Below are 14774 nucleotides of genomic sequence, written 5' to 3' on the forward strand. Positions count from 1 at the left end.
TTTTGTTATTTCCAAAGAATTTGCAAATAAGAAAAACAAAAACCTTCCGCGGTCATCACGGAAGGCTTTTGTTCTTTATTCAGTCGGTTCAATCAAGCCATATTTCCCATCATTTCTGCGGTACACGACATTTGTAAGGTTTGTTTCTGCATTTGTGAAAACAAAGAAATTATGGCCGAGCATATTCATTTGCAAGATCGCTTCTTCACTGTCCATCGGCTTTAAATTAAAGCGTTTCTGACGGACAATGTCCAAGCTCTCCTCATCTTCTATTTCATCCTGAACCGCAATATCTGTATCAGAGCCAAGACCGTTTGCCAATAAGTATTTTGGAGAGCCCTGCTCACGGAATTTACGGTTTACTTTCGTTTTGTGCTTACGGATTTGACGTTCCAGTTTGTTTGTTGCGAGATCAATTGCGTTGTACATATCCTCGTTATGCACCTCGGACCGAAGCGCCAGATCTGTCATCGGAATCGTAACCTCAACTTTAGACTCCTTGTCGTTGTAAAACTTCAAGTTGACGTTCACATCGGCATTCACGCTATGGTCAAAATAACGCTCCAGCTTGCCGATCTTCTTCTCGACATGATCCTTTAACGCGGGTGTCACTTCAATATTTTCTCCTCTGATGTTATAGTTCATCAAAGAACGCCTCCCTTTTATTAAGGATATGTATCTATTTCTTCTTTACCCTTTACAATTCCTGCTGAAACGTAAACATTTTGTGAAAATTCAGTGAACTTTGTCGAATTGTGTTTGTATGTGCTGATGATTTGGCGGTTCGGAGGTATATGTATATGCTGATTGTAAGAAACAAATACCTCACCCTCGCCTAATTGATTACAAAGGGCTCCATACATTGATGAATGGACAGCATCCATTTTCTATAATGAATCAGAAAATGTTCTTTTAAAAACTCGCAGAACTCATAAGAGGGAAAAGAGAAAGAAACCAATTGATCAAACTCCGCAAAAATTTCGTCAAATGCTTTAATACATATTTCAGCACACCGCGTGTTCATAACAAAGAGAAGTGTTGAATGTGTTGAATCCAAATAAAAAAAGGCTTGGATCAGATCTTGGTAGATCCGATCCCCTTCTGTTTTTGATAAATTCTGTTCAGCTTCTATCAAATAACATAGCCCTTCCTCAATGGTAAAAAGAAGATGATAATAAGCTGATAAAAGCGTATAATCTTCAATGCTCTTCAAGGCACTCACCTATTTACGCTTGTCATAATATCTGCCGTCAATCGTAATGTTGTTATAAGGATTTAAATACGTCGTGTGCATCGCACGTTTCCTTTTTACCTGCTGAAGTTCTGTTGCGATTGACTGCTTTAGTCTTTTCATTTCCTTCACAATAAGCTGATCCCATGTCAGGACAAGCTTCATCTGCTTTTTTTCTTCTTCTGAAAGCGGCAGAGATATCTCCTGAATAAGTTCAGACCGTTTAGCCACAAAATCTTCAATTTGCTTTAAAAGTTCATCGCTTTCAGGTGTATCTTGTATGTGTGACAGCATACTCTGCGTCTCAGTGTATAGTTGATCTATGTTATTCATGCGATCCCGCCTGATCCGTGCCGGTCCTTCCGTTCACTTTGAATGGCTTGTTTCCATGCATCGCGAAAATCTGTTACATATCCTTCAACCTCAGCCAGCATGCTCGTATCATTTTTGATGTTTGCCTGTACCAATCTTCGATACATATAATCGTACATCGCACCCATGGAAGCGGATAGCTCTATGTTACGGTTAAGCGTAAAATTTAATTCCTGAATGATATTTTGCGCTTTAATCAGATTTTCATTTTTACGTTCCATATCATTATTCTCAATGGCCTGAGATGCAAGTCTTATAAATTTCAAACAGCCATTATACAGCATAAGTGTCAGTTCACCGGATGTAGCAGTATTCACTGAATTTTGCTGATAGGCTGTATAAGGATTTTGGATCGCCATGTGTCATCCTCCAAATTACATTTATTGTACAAGAAGCTGTGATAAATAGGACGCTTGTTCGTTCATTTTTTGAATCGCAGAATCCATTGCACTGAATTTTTTATAATAACGGTTTTCTATCGTGGTCAATCGGTCCTGCATTTTGGTGATATCAGTGCTGATCGTGTTTAAATTTTTACCGATTGAGTAGTCATTGGTTCCCATTGTCGAGTTGCCGGCTTTTGCTTCAATGCTTTTCACCGTACTTTTCAGTGTGTCGCCGATGCGTTTCATAATCCCTTTATCACTATAGGCGCTGCTGTTCGTTCCGCTTGTAAATAAAGCGGCAACACTTTGCGGATCTTCTTGTATTTTTGCTTTCAGTTTATCTTCATTAATCTCTAAATGTCCCCGTAATTGGTAAGCACTTGATGTTGTGATGCCAAATTCAGTTAATTGATAGGTTTTCCCATTCGCATTTACTTGAGAATAAAAATCAGTCCGCATTTGGTTCGTACCGGTGCTTATACTGGTATCATTTCTTAGCAAACCGCTTTTCGCTTTCTCTTCCCAGAGTTCTACCTCTTTATCGGACATTGCTTCTTTTTGTTCACTCGTCAGCGGCGTATAATCTCTGTATTTTTCTTCCTTAAGCTTTTCATTCAGGCTGTCAACCAATTCATTGTATTTATCTACAAACTCTTTAATTTGATTATAAATCCCGTCAACATCAGTAGAAACAGATGTGGTAACAGGGCCTGTGGCTGCCGTTGTATTTTTGATCGAGTAGGTAACGCCATTAACCGTAAAGTTGTTTGTCAGCTTCTCCATTTCAAAGCCATTAATTGTGACTTTTGCATTTGTTCCTTCTTTGTAAGCAGTTAGCTTATTATCAGCGTCTAAAGAAAAACCAAGCTGTCCGGACATAAAGTCGGCTGTAGCAGAGTCTGCTGCCTGTATGCTGCCTCCTGCACCTGTTGCTTTAGAAGAAAACGCAATCGTTTCTACATACTCTGTACCATTCCAAATTTTATCTTTAAATGCTGATACACCTAGATCTGAGCTGTTAAGTTTAGAAATCACATTATCAATCGTATCTGCGCTCGTCACACTGATGTTTACTGTTTTTGCTGTTGTCTCGCCAGGCGCAACAACGTCAAATACCAAATTATAATCGCCTTGTGTGTATCCCGTATAATTATTTGCCTTATAAGTCGCTGCGGTTGCCAAGCTCGCTACTTCAACAGTAGAAGAAGAGTTTGGCGCACTTGCGCTTCCTGTAGCAGTTAACACAGACTCATTGGAGCTGGTCACAGTTTTGCTCTGATACGTACTCGGATATGTCAACGTATTTTTAGACATATAATCTTGCAATTCTTTTATTTTTGAGTTTACTTCACGATAGCTGTCACGCTGCCATTCAAGAGTCTGCTTTTTTTGTGTCAGCTTATCAAGCGGCGCTCTTTCTGTCTGCATCAGCTTTGATACGATATCATCTATATCCATTCCTGACGCCAGACCTGTTATTCTCGTGACCATTCCAAACCACTCCTAATCTACTTTTTTTCATCTACAAATAACCCAAGAAATTCAGTCATAGCCGCATAAAAATCAAGCCACCGTTTCGGCGGAATTTCGCGGATAACTTCATTTGTAGAGTCTTCTATTACTTTTACATAGTATTCATTTAACTTTTCATGAAGCTCAAACTTCAGGTGAACTTGCGAAGGTTCCAAAAGCTTGTTCATTTCCCCTACCATTTCAGCAAGATTGGTATATGAAACTTGATGAACAGGACCCTCACTCTCATGATCTTTCTGATTATGTATTTGGGTATCATAACGATCCCAAACAGGTTGTAACGTAGTGAGCCTTTCAATGTTCAATTGATCATCCCCTATGCCCCAATCTATCGTTTATATCGACTAAGTAGAGAGAAGATTACACATATTTTTGGAAAAAAACTCATCTGTTTTAGATTTCTTGTTTGGAAATACATTTATAAAGCAGGTGAAGAATCTGATTATTATATCACGAGTAATAGACAGCAAGGGGAATGATTCGGAGATAAAAACATAAATAAAAGACCCCGGCAACGCCAAGGTCTTTTTTAAAATTAACGTAACAATTGAAGTACGTTTTGTGGCTGTTGGTTTGCTTGAGCAAGCATCGCTTGAGAAGCTTGAGAAAGAATGTTGTTCTTAGTGAACTCGCTCATTTCTTTAGCCATGTCAACGTCACGGATACGAGACTCAGCAGCTGTCAGATTTTCACCAGAAGCACTCAAGTTGTTGATTGTGTGCTCAAGACGGTTTTGTACCGCACCTAATTTTGAACGTTGAGTAGATACAGTGTTAATAGCGTCATCAACTGCTTTAAGTTGGGCGTCAAAACCTACAGTCGCAGTGTCAGCAGGGTTAGTAGCAAATTTTGTTACATCGATATCTGATACTGCTTGTCCCGCGAGAAGTGTTTTACCGTCAGTATCTAAAGCACCAAGCGCTGTAGCTGCCATGCTTTCAATGTTGACAGAAAGTTGCTGACCACTGTTAGCACCAATTTGGAATGTTAGTTTATTTCCACTAGCTTCTGAGAAATCGCCATTAAGAAGTTTCTTACCGTTAAACTCAGTACGGTCAGAGATACCTTTTGAGTCAGTGCCGCCGCCGATTTCTTCAACAAGAGAGCTGATTTCGTCTTGGATAGCGCCAAGATCTGTTGTATCTTGAGTACCTGTGTTTCCTGCTTGAACTACTAGCTCACGAACACGTTGAAGAATTGAGTGAGTTTCAGTTAATGCACCCTCAGCTGTTTGGATAAGAGAGATTCCGTCTTGAGAGTTTTTAGAAGCCATTTCAAGACCTCTGATTTGTCCTCTCATTTTTTCAGAGATCGCTAGACCTGCTGCGTCATCTCCAGCACGGTTAATACGAAGACCTGAAGAAAGCTTCTCCATGTTCTTTTGGCTCGCGCCGTTGTTTGAAGACAAACGGTTCAGTGTGTTAAGTGCTGCGATATTGTGGTTAATTCTCATTGTTTTGTTCCTCCCTGAATGTGTTTTTAGGCACGTCCTTGTGCCTCATTTTTGTAACCGGCGAAGTCATTTACGCTTCCTCCCGGCTACATCATTAATATCGGATTGTCTCTGATTTTGTTAATACCAAAATAAAAAAATCCTCACTTTTTTTGTGAGGATAATGCGGAGATTACATCGCTGGATAACGCTGCCGCACGGTTATTTTCTTCCTGAATGGTCAAATATATTTCTTTCCTGTGAATATCAATATGCTTTGGGGCGTCAATTCCAAGTTTCACTTGGTCACCCTCAACCGCAATGACTTTCACTTCAATATCAGCACCTATTTGAATCGCTTCGTTTATTTTCCGGGATAAAACTAGCATGATTCTCCTCCAATCGGATGCTTTGTCGTATACGAGGAGTCGTGTAAAACGACTTGCTTAGCTATCATGTTTTTGCGATTCACAATAATGGGAGCCAATAAATTGGCAGTAGATTTTTCGAACGGCTCTGCCATGGTCAGTATTGTCATGACTTCTACGTCTTCAATATTATCGATATCCAAAAGTTCAGCAGTTGATTCATCAAGATCAAATTCATAATTCTTAAAAAAGATGAACGGACTTACAACGATGAACGCAAGATTTTCTGAAGTGACGGACTGCAGCGCCACGAATGGAGAGTCTTCTGAAAGCGGAAGTATGACGAACTGTTTTTCTTCTAAAAAGCCCGGAATCCCGTTTTCAAAAAGAATGATTTGTTCTTCTTTTACGTTCATTTGGCCATGGTACTTTGTATGAATGATCATTGTTCACGATCCTTTTCTGTTTACTTTTCGTGTGATTCTTTCGGGTATTCTACATCTATATTTAAATCAGGGTATTGAAGCATGTCAACCTTAACGTTTCCAGGCGTATATTCAACAATTGGTTTATGCGGTTCAGCCTGAATAACAGGCTTTTGCGGCGTAATCTGAATATCAAGCTCTGACGGGGTATATTGTATTTTCACCCTTGAAAAAGAAGAAGCATAATGTTCGCCTAATTGAATCTGGTGCATCTCAGAGTTCCTCCTTGCTTGTGAAGCGATTGGGTTCCCCTTATTTTCAATTCTCATAAGCTCGGCGCCTTCTTCTGCAGTGCGGGCTATTCCCTCCATTACATCCTCATGCCCTTGTTGGGCGGCTTCTTCGATTCTCTTGAATATATGTTTTCTGTCTAATTCTTCCCATGCTTGCGTCTGGTCAATCGTGAGTTTTCCAGGTGTCACCGAAATTTCCATTTCCGCGCTTGGCTGTTCGATCTCTAGATCGGCTTGCGGCTGCTCCATTTTTAAGCTGGCGGGCGTCGTTGTTAAACCAATTTTCCCTTGAACACTATGCATAATCAATCTGGGAATTTGCATCACTCTACCTCCTGAACTATAAAAAAAGCGAACTCCTGAGAGCCGCTTACTTTAAAAAGTCAATCAATGTAGGCTGAACAATTTGCGCATTTACAGCCAGGGTAGCCCTGTGCACGCTTTGCTGCGCAATAAATTCAGTTATTATTTCTTCCAGTTCTACATCTTCATTGTCTGACAACACTTTTGTAGCTGTTTCTTCTTGAGCTGAAAGTCTTGTATTAACCAATTCAAGACGATTATATCTTGCTCCAAGATCAGAGCGTTCAGCGCTCATGCCGCCAGAAAATTGATCAATATCATCTAAAACATTGTCCATGCCATCTAGTGAACCTGAACTCAGTGCTTTCTCAAATGAGGCAAGCATTTCAAATACATTCTGTCCGCTTTCAGAGGTGCCTCCAAAAGCTGATTTTGGATCTGAATTCACTTTCAATGTCATATTATTTGATATATTGACAACAACATCAGCAGTATCAGAAATTGTATAAGTTCCGTCTCCGTTATCTGTAACCGGAGGCTTGTCTGAATTTGTGCCGTTAAAGATATATCTTCCGTTCACTTGTGTATTCGCAATATTTAAAAGCTGTTCCTTTAACTGCTTCACTTCTACGCCAATCGCTTGCCGCTCCGCTTCGCCGTTTGTATCACTTTGAGCTTGAACAGCTAATTCTCTGACCTTTGATAAGATGTCAATTCCTTCAGTAATGTTTGTTTCTGTGTTTTCGAGCCAGGTAAAGGCTTGAGAAGCATTACTTTTATATTGCTGCACTTGTGACAATTGATTATTATACTTTAAGCTTTTCATCGCTACTACAGGATCGTCAGAAGCTTTTGAGATTTTTTTTCCTGAAGAAATCTGTGATTGAAGTTTATCCAGCTTCGAGTAGCTTGAACCGATATATCTCAATGAGTTTTGCTGAATCATCCCTTGTGTTACTCTCATTTGATCTACCTACCTTCCTCCGACACCCATGCCATTGATCACTTTGTCGAGTATTTCGTCTTGTAACGTCACCATTCTCGCAGCAGCATTGTATGCGTGTTGGAATTGAATCATATTGGTCATTTCTTCGTCTAAAGAGACCGCGCTCATTTGCTGACGGTTGATGTCAGCATCATTGAGCTGTGTTTCTGTATTAGACGCCAGGCGATTTGCCTCTTGAGCTTTGATCCCCAGCTCGCCAATCAAACCCGCATAATAATCTAACACACTAGTTTCTTTGCCATTAATGATCATTTTACCGGTTAAAACATTCGCTAATTTTGTAGCATTTGCATTATCGTTGGCTGCACCAGTCAGTGAGAAAGCAATGTTTGCGCCTTTAGAATCTATTATGCTGTCAGCAACTTTAATCTTGCCCGCTGCTCCCTTTGCAGGCTCAGTGTTACCGCCAGTAAAATCAAAAAAGTCCCCGCCTTGTTCACCGCTCTTGGTCAAACCATTTCTGTGCACTTCATTGAAAGCTTTCGCGAATTCAAGGGCCATATTGTCAAGGTCAGTTAGCATTTCAGGGTATATGCCCTTTTCTTCACCGTCTGCTGTTATATACCCGTAAGACTCTACAAATCCTAAAAGGGATCCCTTACTGCTGAATGACTCTACCTGTACAGCCGTATCTCCGATTGAAATACTTGATACTAACCCAGTTTCATTATCATAGTTGGCTGCAAGTTCTGAAACCGCGTAATTTTTACCGTCTAAAACAGTTCCCAGCGACTGTTTATTTTTATCAAGGATTTCAATTGATACAGTTCCCTCAGCAGAAGAAAGTGCATTCCCTCCTGATTTGTTGTAGCTGACTTTGATATCAACCATTGAGGATAATTTATCTATCAGCAAATCTCGCTGGTCATATAAGCCATTCGGAAGAAGCCCGACCGGTTCTACTTGTGCAATTTGCTTATTTAAACTGTTTAATTGAGAAAGCAGAGAATTAACATCCAACACAGTTGTATTTAGTTCTGCTTTTAAGTTCGATTGAACATTTGTAAGTGATTCAGAAATATAATTAAACGTTTCAGCTACAGCTTGTCCTTTTCGAGCAACAACAGAACGCGCACTGTCTTCATTAGTATTATTCGATAATTCCTGAAGGGAATTCCAAAACGAATTGAGCACACTGTTCAAGCCGCTGTCATCGGTCTCATTTAAAACGCCTTCCATTTGGGACAGAGCTTTGGCTTTCGTGTCATAGTATCCGGCACTGTTGTTTTGAAGGCGGTATTGGTAGTCAAGAAAGATATCTCTTATTCTCTCAACTGACTTCCCTTGAACACCCGTTCCCATTTGTCCCGCGGTTTTTTCTGCATTTTTTGATACAGCAGGGAAATAGTCAGTTGCCTCTAATGAGACTCGCTGTCTTGTATAACCATCAGTATTGGCATTTGCCACGTTATTTGCAGTAGTGCTTAACGCTGCTTGCTGAGCGCTTAACGCCCGCCTTGCAGTTTCAAGCCCCATAAAGGTAGATGTCATATTCTGAATTCCTTTCTGCTAAGCTTTTGAATCAAAAAGTTTCATTGGGCTGCTCTTTGGAAGCTCAGCTTTAATTGATTTGCTGTAATTGAAATTATTTTCCTTAGGAACCAGCATATCGTACGAAATAGAGATGAATTGCAGCGCGTCTCTCGTTAACTGCCTATTCATCTCATTCACTTCTTTCAGATGTCCGAGAACGTTAGAAAGAGCTTCGTATAATTGTTCCAGCTCTTCCTTTTCACTGCCTGAAGTTTTGGCGATACATGCGGAAATGGTGTTATTGTCGCTGTATCCGAGAAAGGCGGAAGTCGCCTTGATCCGGTCATCTTCTGTCTGCCCGATTGCTTGAATATACTTTTGTTCTTTTGTCAAAATGTTAGAAAGCTCTTTTGTTTTGCCGGCTTTGAGCGCTTCCGTCTTTTCCTCAGACAGCGTGAGCAGGTGCTCATGCAGAACGCAAAGTCGCTTCAATTGTTCAATAATTGGCTTTGCTGACATGGGCTTTCTCCTTTTTATTGCTTTTTATAAAAATCAATCATATTTTTTGCTATATGATTTGCGTCTACTTTGTATGACCCGTTTTCAATTTGCGCTTTAAGCTGCTCAATTTTTTCCTGGCGTGAACCAGTGACTGCGTCGGATGCATTTTGCAGTTCCTTAGCCTGTGATGAAATTTCAATTTTATCTTGAGGCTGTGCAGCAGTTTTTTGCACCGCTTGCTTTTCATAATTTTTTTGGTATGGATTAACGGATTGTGTTCCAAATTGATTGATTTTCATAGGATTCCTCTCGCTTTCCGTTGCAGTCTTTAAACAATCTAACCCTTTTATCGACTGCGGTTTCAGTTAGTTTAGGGAATCAGTTGTTTTTGGTATTATAGGCATAGTATGTGTCTTTTTTACTATTTTCCTTCTCTGTTTTCAGTGCGTCCTCGTGGTCCAAATGATCCATTTGAGCCTTTAAATCGGACTGACAAGCCTTGCAGAACTTGCCTTCCCGAATCGATGTCCCGCACCTTTCACATGGGTATGCCAAATTAGGGAGATGAGTGATTTGAATGCGTTTCTGCCTGATGAATTTCAATATCAGCTCTTCTTCTACACCTGTTTCCTCGGTTATCCGGCTCAAAGTCGATTGCCGGTTTTCCTGCTTCCTTAAAAACTTATATACAATCTCAAATGATGTTTCTTCTTCCTTAATACACGCCTGACATACGGTTTGCAGCTTTGTTTTTAAAAATAAAGCATTGCATTTCGGACAATTCGCCAGTTCTCCCATCTTTTTTCTCCTTATTCGATAATATGCCTGTGTTAATTTCTAGTGATTATATCGGCATAAAAACAGAATCATTTAGCTTCTGATTAAGGTAAAAGATGCCACTGAAGCGGCTTTTCCTTTCTCTAATAAACAGCGGGCTGCAAAATGCAAAGTGGCGCCTGTTGTATAAAGATCGTCTATTAAAATGATATTCATACCTTCGGCTGAGTTATTTTTTGTATCAAAAATACGCGCTGAAAGCAGGCGTTCTGTTTTCTTTTTCTTAGACTGTTTCTCATTATTCAGGCGGATGAGGGGATGGTGGATAGGCTGGTCTAAACATTCTGCTAGGAGCTGTGCCTGGTTAAATCCGCGCTCTTTTTCCCGTTCCTTGCTCAGCGGAATAGGAACAAGAACAAAATGCTTATCGGGGTAAACCTGTGAGAAGGTTGAAGAAAAATCACTTTTAAAAGCATTTATGATTTCTGCATCTCCTCTAAATTTAAAACGGGAGAGCGTTTCTTTCATCATATCATTATATGTGTAAACTGAACGGTTTTGGCGCAACAGCAAGCTGTCACTGACTCTTGATTTCCACGCCTCGCAATCCCTGCATACCGCATGAACGGATTGAGGCCTGCCGCACAGGGTGCAGATATGTCCTGTGATTTTCTTTAATTTGCTTCTGCAGGTATGGCAGACCTTTTCTTCAGGCTTTAATAAAAAAAGAGCTCTCCATGTAATAGCTTGAAAAAATGGTGAATCGCATAATAGACAGATCAGTTTATAAATGCCCCCTCCTGCTTCATTTGGCATAAATCGCTTGGACTCTCTGATACCACAGCAGCAGATTCAGCCAAAATGACAAGCATAGCCGTGTTTTTTTGTTTATCTACAAGCTCAGCTTTTGTATATGCGATCTTTTGAAGATCAGTGACGTAGGATGGTCTTACTTTGTTTAAAGAAAGTGCCAATACATCGTTTTTGCATACTTGGCAAGTGCAGATCATATGAAGCTGATCCATATATCGGTCGAGCAGTTCTTTCATTACGATTTCTTTTGAATTGACAAGCATTTTTACAGCTCCTCATCGTCGGTTATATGAGTATACTGTACCACGTTTTCAAATAATGGCTAGTCTGTTCATTCATTTTTTGCTGCCAAGGCATTCATTTCTTTTATATGCTTTCTTGCATCCAGCATACTCTTTGTTTTTCCGTAGTGAAAGAAAATGACATCACCGTCTGCATGCTCTTTATGCCGCCCGGTTCTTCCTGCGATTTGAACAAGTGCGCTTTCCGTAAAGATAGGCGATTCCGCCCCTAATACACCCGTTTGCACCTTGGGAATCGTGACGCCTCTTTCTAGTATTGTTGTTGTGATTAAGAGATCAAGCTGACCGTCTCTGAATTGCTGTACTTTCTCTTTTCTGTGTTTATCTTCCGCATGCACTGCCGCTGCTCGGCAATTAACATCTTTAAAGCATGCAACTGCCTTTTCCAGAACAGTAACGGAGGGAACAAACAAAAAAACAGGCCTCCCTTCTTCCTCCACATGAAACTCTATCCATCTTTTTACCGCTAGCGGGATTTTATTTCGGTATAATTTCTTTTTCCAGTTTCCACACCATAGAAAGCGCGGTTCGGGCAAAGGTTTCCGATGGTGTCTTGCTGGAATACGGACTGAATATAACTGTCCATTCAGTGTTTTTCTTTTTAATTCTTGAGGAGGTGTTGCACTTAAATAAACAAGGGTGCTGTTTTTCTTTCTAGCTTTTTGAACAGCGAACTGAAGTGTTTGATCAGCAGAATACGGAAACGCATCAACTTCATCAATGATTATAACGTCGAATGCCCCTTTATATCGCAAAAGCTGATGTGTGGTAGAAATCATAAGCGGAGATAAACAGCCTTTGTCATCACTTCCTCCGTAAAGTGCTGAAATGTCAGCACACTGAAAGGCAGCCTTGAGTCTAGGAGCAAGCTCTAATACTACATCGGTGCGGGGTGTCGCAATACATACACGCAACCCTTGATTTAACGCGGATTCTATACCGGGGAATAACATCTCTGTTTTGCCAGCGCCGCAAACAGCCCAAATGAGGAGCTCTTCTTTTTTTGATATTGCATCAATTAAGACATTGGCGGCTTTTTGTTGTCCGCTTGAAAGCTTGCCATCCCATGTCAGCTTTATTTGCGGCCAGTTTGGTTCATCCTCCTCTATCCACGAATATAAAGGAACATCCTCACTCACTCTGCCCATCATGACACAGGAACGGCAATATAGCTGATTCTTTCCAGATGAGAGATAAAAAGAAAAATACTGCTGATCATTTTGGCCGCACCTATTACACTTATATCCCCGTTTATTTATGGATATAGAGTTTTGGGCAGCGACATATCCATTTTCGATATGCCATTCAATCAACTTATCGGAAAATGGGAGTTCGGTTCTGAGCAAATGACGGCTTTGAAGCGTCTGCTGCAATTCTTTTGAAAAAGAAATGTTCTTTTCTGCTGGCACAATCAGCATAGCACCGCCTCCTTTCGAGACAGTATGCCTTAGTGAATATTTTCTGTCCAGCAATCAAAATAAGAATATAAAAAAATCTCCGCTGTTAAAACGGAGATTTTACGTTATTTAAAACACCAGCATATTCCTAGCGCACCCTCACCCAAATGAGTGCCGATTACCGCGCCAAAATAACTGTTATAAAATTCAACGTGAGGATATTTTGCAGAAAGCTCTTCAATGATTTTCGCTGCTTCTTCTTCTCGATTAGCGTGGATAACAGCAGCACGCATAGGCAATCCTTTACTCGCATCTTCGTCTATAAGCTCATAAATTCGCGAAATTGCTTTTTTACGTGTGCGAATCTTCTCAAAAGGCACAATTACCTTATTGTCAAAATGAAGAATAGGCTTTACCTTTAGAAGACTCCCAATGAAGGCTTGAGCGCTGCTTAATCGTCCGCCCCGCTGAAGATGGGCTAAATCATCTACCATAAAATACGCCCGAACTGTTTTTTTCATTTCTTCCAGTTCTTTTATGATATCTTCCGGCGATGATGCTCCATTTCTGATTAATTCAGCAGCTTTAAGAGCATAAAAGCCTTGAGCCAAACAGCTGATCTCTGAGTCAAATGGATACACTTCAATATTGTCAACCATTGTGTCAGCCGCTGCTGCACTGCTGAACGTTCCGCTGATCCCGCTGGAAAGATGGATACTGATGACCGCATCATAAGACTTGCCAAGCTCTTCATACAAAGCAACCAGCTCGCCGATTGACGGCTGAGAAGTCGTCGGAAGCTCGGTATGTTTTTTTACTTCATCGTAAAAGCTTTTCCAGTCCAGTTCGATTTCTTCACGATAAGTTTCTTCACCAAAAACAACCTGGAGAGAGATCATATGTATTTGATGTTGTTCACGCATTTCTTTCGGAATATATGCCGTGCTGTCTGTTACGACTGCAATATTCATAGCTTCGATACCTGCCTTATTGCTTTATAACTCTATTGTAAGGGAAACGGCAGCCTAAAAAAAGACCTGCCTAGTAAAAGGCAAGTCTCGTATTATACTATCTCATTTCTACCCAGCCATTTTTAATGGCGACCACAACGGCTTGCGTCCGGTCGTTTACATTCATTTTTTGCAAAATATTGCTCACATGGTTTTTAACGGTTTTCTCACTGATAAACAATGATTCACCAATACCGCGGTTGCTTTTTCCGTCTGCAAGCATCTGCAGCACTTCACATTCCCGCCGGGTTAAAATATGTAATGGTCTGCGGATTTCAGGGTAAACCTCATGCTGAGGATGTGCAGAAACTCCGCTTGTTGCAAGACGGCGGAATTCGTTAACGAGATTGTGAGTAACCTTCGGATGAAGGTAAGAACCGCCCTCGGCAACTACTTTAACCGCTTCGATTAATGTATCAGCATCCATCTCTTTCAGCAGATAACCTCTTGCGCCTGTTTTCAGGGCATGTGTTACATAATTTTCGTCATCGTGAATTGATAGAATAATTACTTTAGATTCGGGATACAGCTCTACAAGCTGTTTTGTAGCTTCCACACCATTTACGTTTGGCATATTGATATCCATGATCACAACATCAGGATGATAGTGCTCAACAATACGAGCCGCTTCGTCTCCGTCGTCACCTTCGGCTACCACTTCAAAGGTAGGTTCAAAATCCAATATCCGTTTAACACCTTCACGAAATAACTGATGGTCGTCGATAATAACAATGTTTACTTTAGTCACAAGCCACGCCTCCTTGTATTATTGTTCAATATACTCTAGCATTCGGTCAATATGCCTTTTGGCTCTATTTTACAAATCATAGTCAAAGAGATAACGGAACCTTAATCATAATAAATGTCCCAAGACCTATTTTCGAATCTATTGTCATGGTTCCTTCCAATAGATCTACTCTTTCTTTCATGCCCAGCAAGCCGAATGATTTGTTTTTCTTCTCTTTCGCTTCCTTCAAGTCGAACCCTTTTCCGTTATCTTTTATCATTAAAATCACAAAATCCTTTGTGATTTCAACTTTGACTGTGATTTCTTCAGATTCAGAATGCTTTAGCGCATTAGACACAGCTTCCTGTGCGAGCCTGAAGAGCGCAACTTCAAACTGAGGCGCAAGCCGCTGATCCTCTGTTTCA

20 protein-coding genes and 1 pseudogene are annotated in these 14774 nt (G+C 40.6%); all 21 read right to left on the reverse strand.

What is annotated here, in order from left to right; genetic code table 11:
* Positions 1-75: 75 nt before the first annotated feature.
* Positions 76-645, reverse strand: a complete 570-nt coding sequence (hpf, locus tag RAC86_RS03095) for a ribosome hibernation promotion factor (protein WP_014115335.1) — start codon at positions 643-645, stop codon at positions 76-78.
* Positions 646-835: 190 nt separating this feature from the next.
* On the reverse strand, positions 836-1213 hold the full coding sequence (locus RAC86_RS03100) for a DUF8042 domain-containing protein (protein WP_014115337.1): 378 nt from the start codon (positions 1211-1213) through the stop codon (positions 836-838).
* A gap of 9 nt (positions 1214-1222) precedes the next feature.
* The gene (gene fliT, locus RAC86_RS03105; protein WP_041521080.1) at positions 1223-1564 is read right to left on the reverse strand and encodes a flagellar protein FliT; all 342 of its coding nucleotides are present in this window, start codon (positions 1562-1564) and stop codon (positions 1223-1225) included.
* Entirely contained in the window at positions 1561-1962 is a 402-nt protein-coding gene (gene fliS, locus RAC86_RS03110; protein WP_072565343.1) for a flagellar export chaperone FliS, read from the reverse strand. The genes fliT and fliS overlap by 4 nt, the downstream gene beginning before the upstream one ends.
* A gap of 21 nt (positions 1963-1983) precedes the next feature.
* Complete coding sequence (locus tag RAC86_RS03115; protein ID WP_072565344.1) at positions 1984-3480, reverse strand: flagellar hook-associated protein 2; 1497 nt, start codon at positions 3478-3480, stop codon at positions 1984-1986.
* Positions 3481-3497: 17 nt separating this feature from the next.
* Positions 3498-3827 (reverse strand): flagellar protein FlaG, encoded by a 330-nt coding sequence (gene flaG / locus RAC86_RS03120; RefSeq protein ID WP_072182547.1) that lies wholly within the window; start codon positions 3825-3827, stop codon positions 3498-3500.
* Positions 3828-4057: 230 nt separating this feature from the next.
* The gene (gene hag, locus RAC86_RS03125; protein WP_072565345.1) at positions 4058-4975 is read right to left on the reverse strand and encodes a flagellin Hag; all 918 of its coding nucleotides are present in this window, start codon (positions 4973-4975) and stop codon (positions 4058-4060) included.
* A 143-nt stretch (positions 4976-5118) separates the two neighbouring features.
* Positions 5119-5343, reverse strand: a complete 225-nt coding sequence (gene csrA, locus RAC86_RS03130) for a carbon storage regulator CsrA (RefSeq protein ID WP_003219727.1) — start codon at positions 5341-5343, stop codon at positions 5119-5121.
* Positions 5337-5768 carry a flagellar assembly protein FliW gene (gene fliW, locus RAC86_RS03135; RefSeq protein WP_072565346.1) on the reverse strand — a complete coding sequence of 144 codons (432 nt, stop codon included), beginning with the start codon at positions 5766-5768 and terminating at the stop codon, positions 5337-5339. The genes csrA and fliW overlap by 7 nt, the downstream gene beginning before the upstream one ends.
* 20 nt (positions 5769-5788) lie before the next feature.
* Positions 5789-6364: a DUF6470 family protein gene (locus tag RAC86_RS03140; protein WP_072565347.1), complete on the reverse strand. Its 576-nt coding sequence runs from the start codon at positions 6362-6364 to the stop codon at positions 5789-5791.
* A gap of 46 nt (positions 6365-6410) precedes the next feature.
* Complete coding sequence (gene flgL, locus RAC86_RS03145; RefSeq protein WP_072565348.1) at positions 6411-7307, reverse strand: flagellar hook-associated protein FlgL; 897 nt, start codon at positions 7305-7307, stop codon at positions 6411-6413.
* A gap of 9 nt (positions 7308-7316) precedes the next feature.
* The gene (flgK, locus tag RAC86_RS03150; protein WP_072565349.1) at positions 7317-8840 is read right to left on the reverse strand and encodes a flagellar hook-associated protein FlgK; all 1524 of its coding nucleotides are present in this window, start codon (positions 8838-8840) and stop codon (positions 7317-7319) included.
* Positions 8841-8858: 18 nt separating this feature from the next.
* Positions 8859-9341 carry a flagellar protein FlgN gene (flgN, locus tag RAC86_RS03155; RefSeq protein WP_014115348.1) on the reverse strand — a complete coding sequence of 161 codons (483 nt, stop codon included), beginning with the start codon at positions 9339-9341 and terminating at the stop codon, positions 8859-8861.
* 14 nt (positions 9342-9355) lie between these two features.
* Positions 9356-9622 (reverse strand): flagellar biosynthesis anti-sigma factor FlgM, encoded by a 267-nt coding sequence (gene flgM / locus RAC86_RS03160; RefSeq protein WP_014115349.1) that lies wholly within the window; start codon positions 9620-9622, stop codon positions 9356-9358.
* A 79-nt stretch (positions 9623-9701) separates the two neighbouring features.
* The gene (locus RAC86_RS03165) at positions 9702-10121 is read right to left on the reverse strand and encodes a TIGR03826 family flagellar region protein (RefSeq protein WP_014115350.1); all 420 of its coding nucleotides are present in this window, start codon (positions 10119-10121) and stop codon (positions 9702-9704) included.
* Positions 10122-10193: 72 nt separating this feature from the next.
* The gene (locus RAC86_RS03170) at positions 10194-10916 is read right to left on the reverse strand and encodes a ComF family protein (RefSeq protein ID WP_152024358.1); all 723 of its coding nucleotides are present in this window, start codon (positions 10914-10916) and stop codon (positions 10194-10196) included.
* Positions 10880-11176 (reverse strand): late competence protein ComFB, encoded by a 297-nt coding sequence (comFB, locus tag RAC86_RS03175; protein WP_014115352.1) that lies wholly within the window; start codon positions 11174-11176, stop codon positions 10880-10882. The genes RAC86_RS03170 and comFB overlap by 37 nt, the downstream gene beginning before the upstream one ends.
* A gap of 68 nt (positions 11177-11244) precedes the next feature.
* Positions 11245-12630, reverse strand: a complete 1386-nt coding sequence (comFA, locus tag RAC86_RS03180) for an ATP-dependent helicase ComFA (RefSeq protein WP_072566785.1) — start codon at positions 12628-12630, stop codon at positions 11245-11247.
* 107 nt (positions 12631-12737) lie between these two features.
* Positions 12738-13583 carry a DegV family protein gene (locus RAC86_RS03185; protein ID WP_072565350.1) on the reverse strand — a complete coding sequence of 282 codons (846 nt, stop codon included), beginning with the start codon at positions 13581-13583 and terminating at the stop codon, positions 12738-12740.
* A 97-nt stretch (positions 13584-13680) separates the two neighbouring features.
* Complete coding sequence (gene degU, locus RAC86_RS03190) at positions 13681-14370, reverse strand: two-component system response regulator DegU (protein ID WP_003219701.1); 690 nt, start codon at positions 14368-14370, stop codon at positions 13681-13683.
* Positions 14371-14452: 82 nt separating this feature from the next.
* A pseudogene (gene degS / locus RAC86_RS03195) lies at positions 14453-14774 on the reverse strand (two-component sensor histidine kinase DegS); the annotation flags it as partial.

Source organism: Bacillus sp. LR_5, assembly GCF_042709275.1.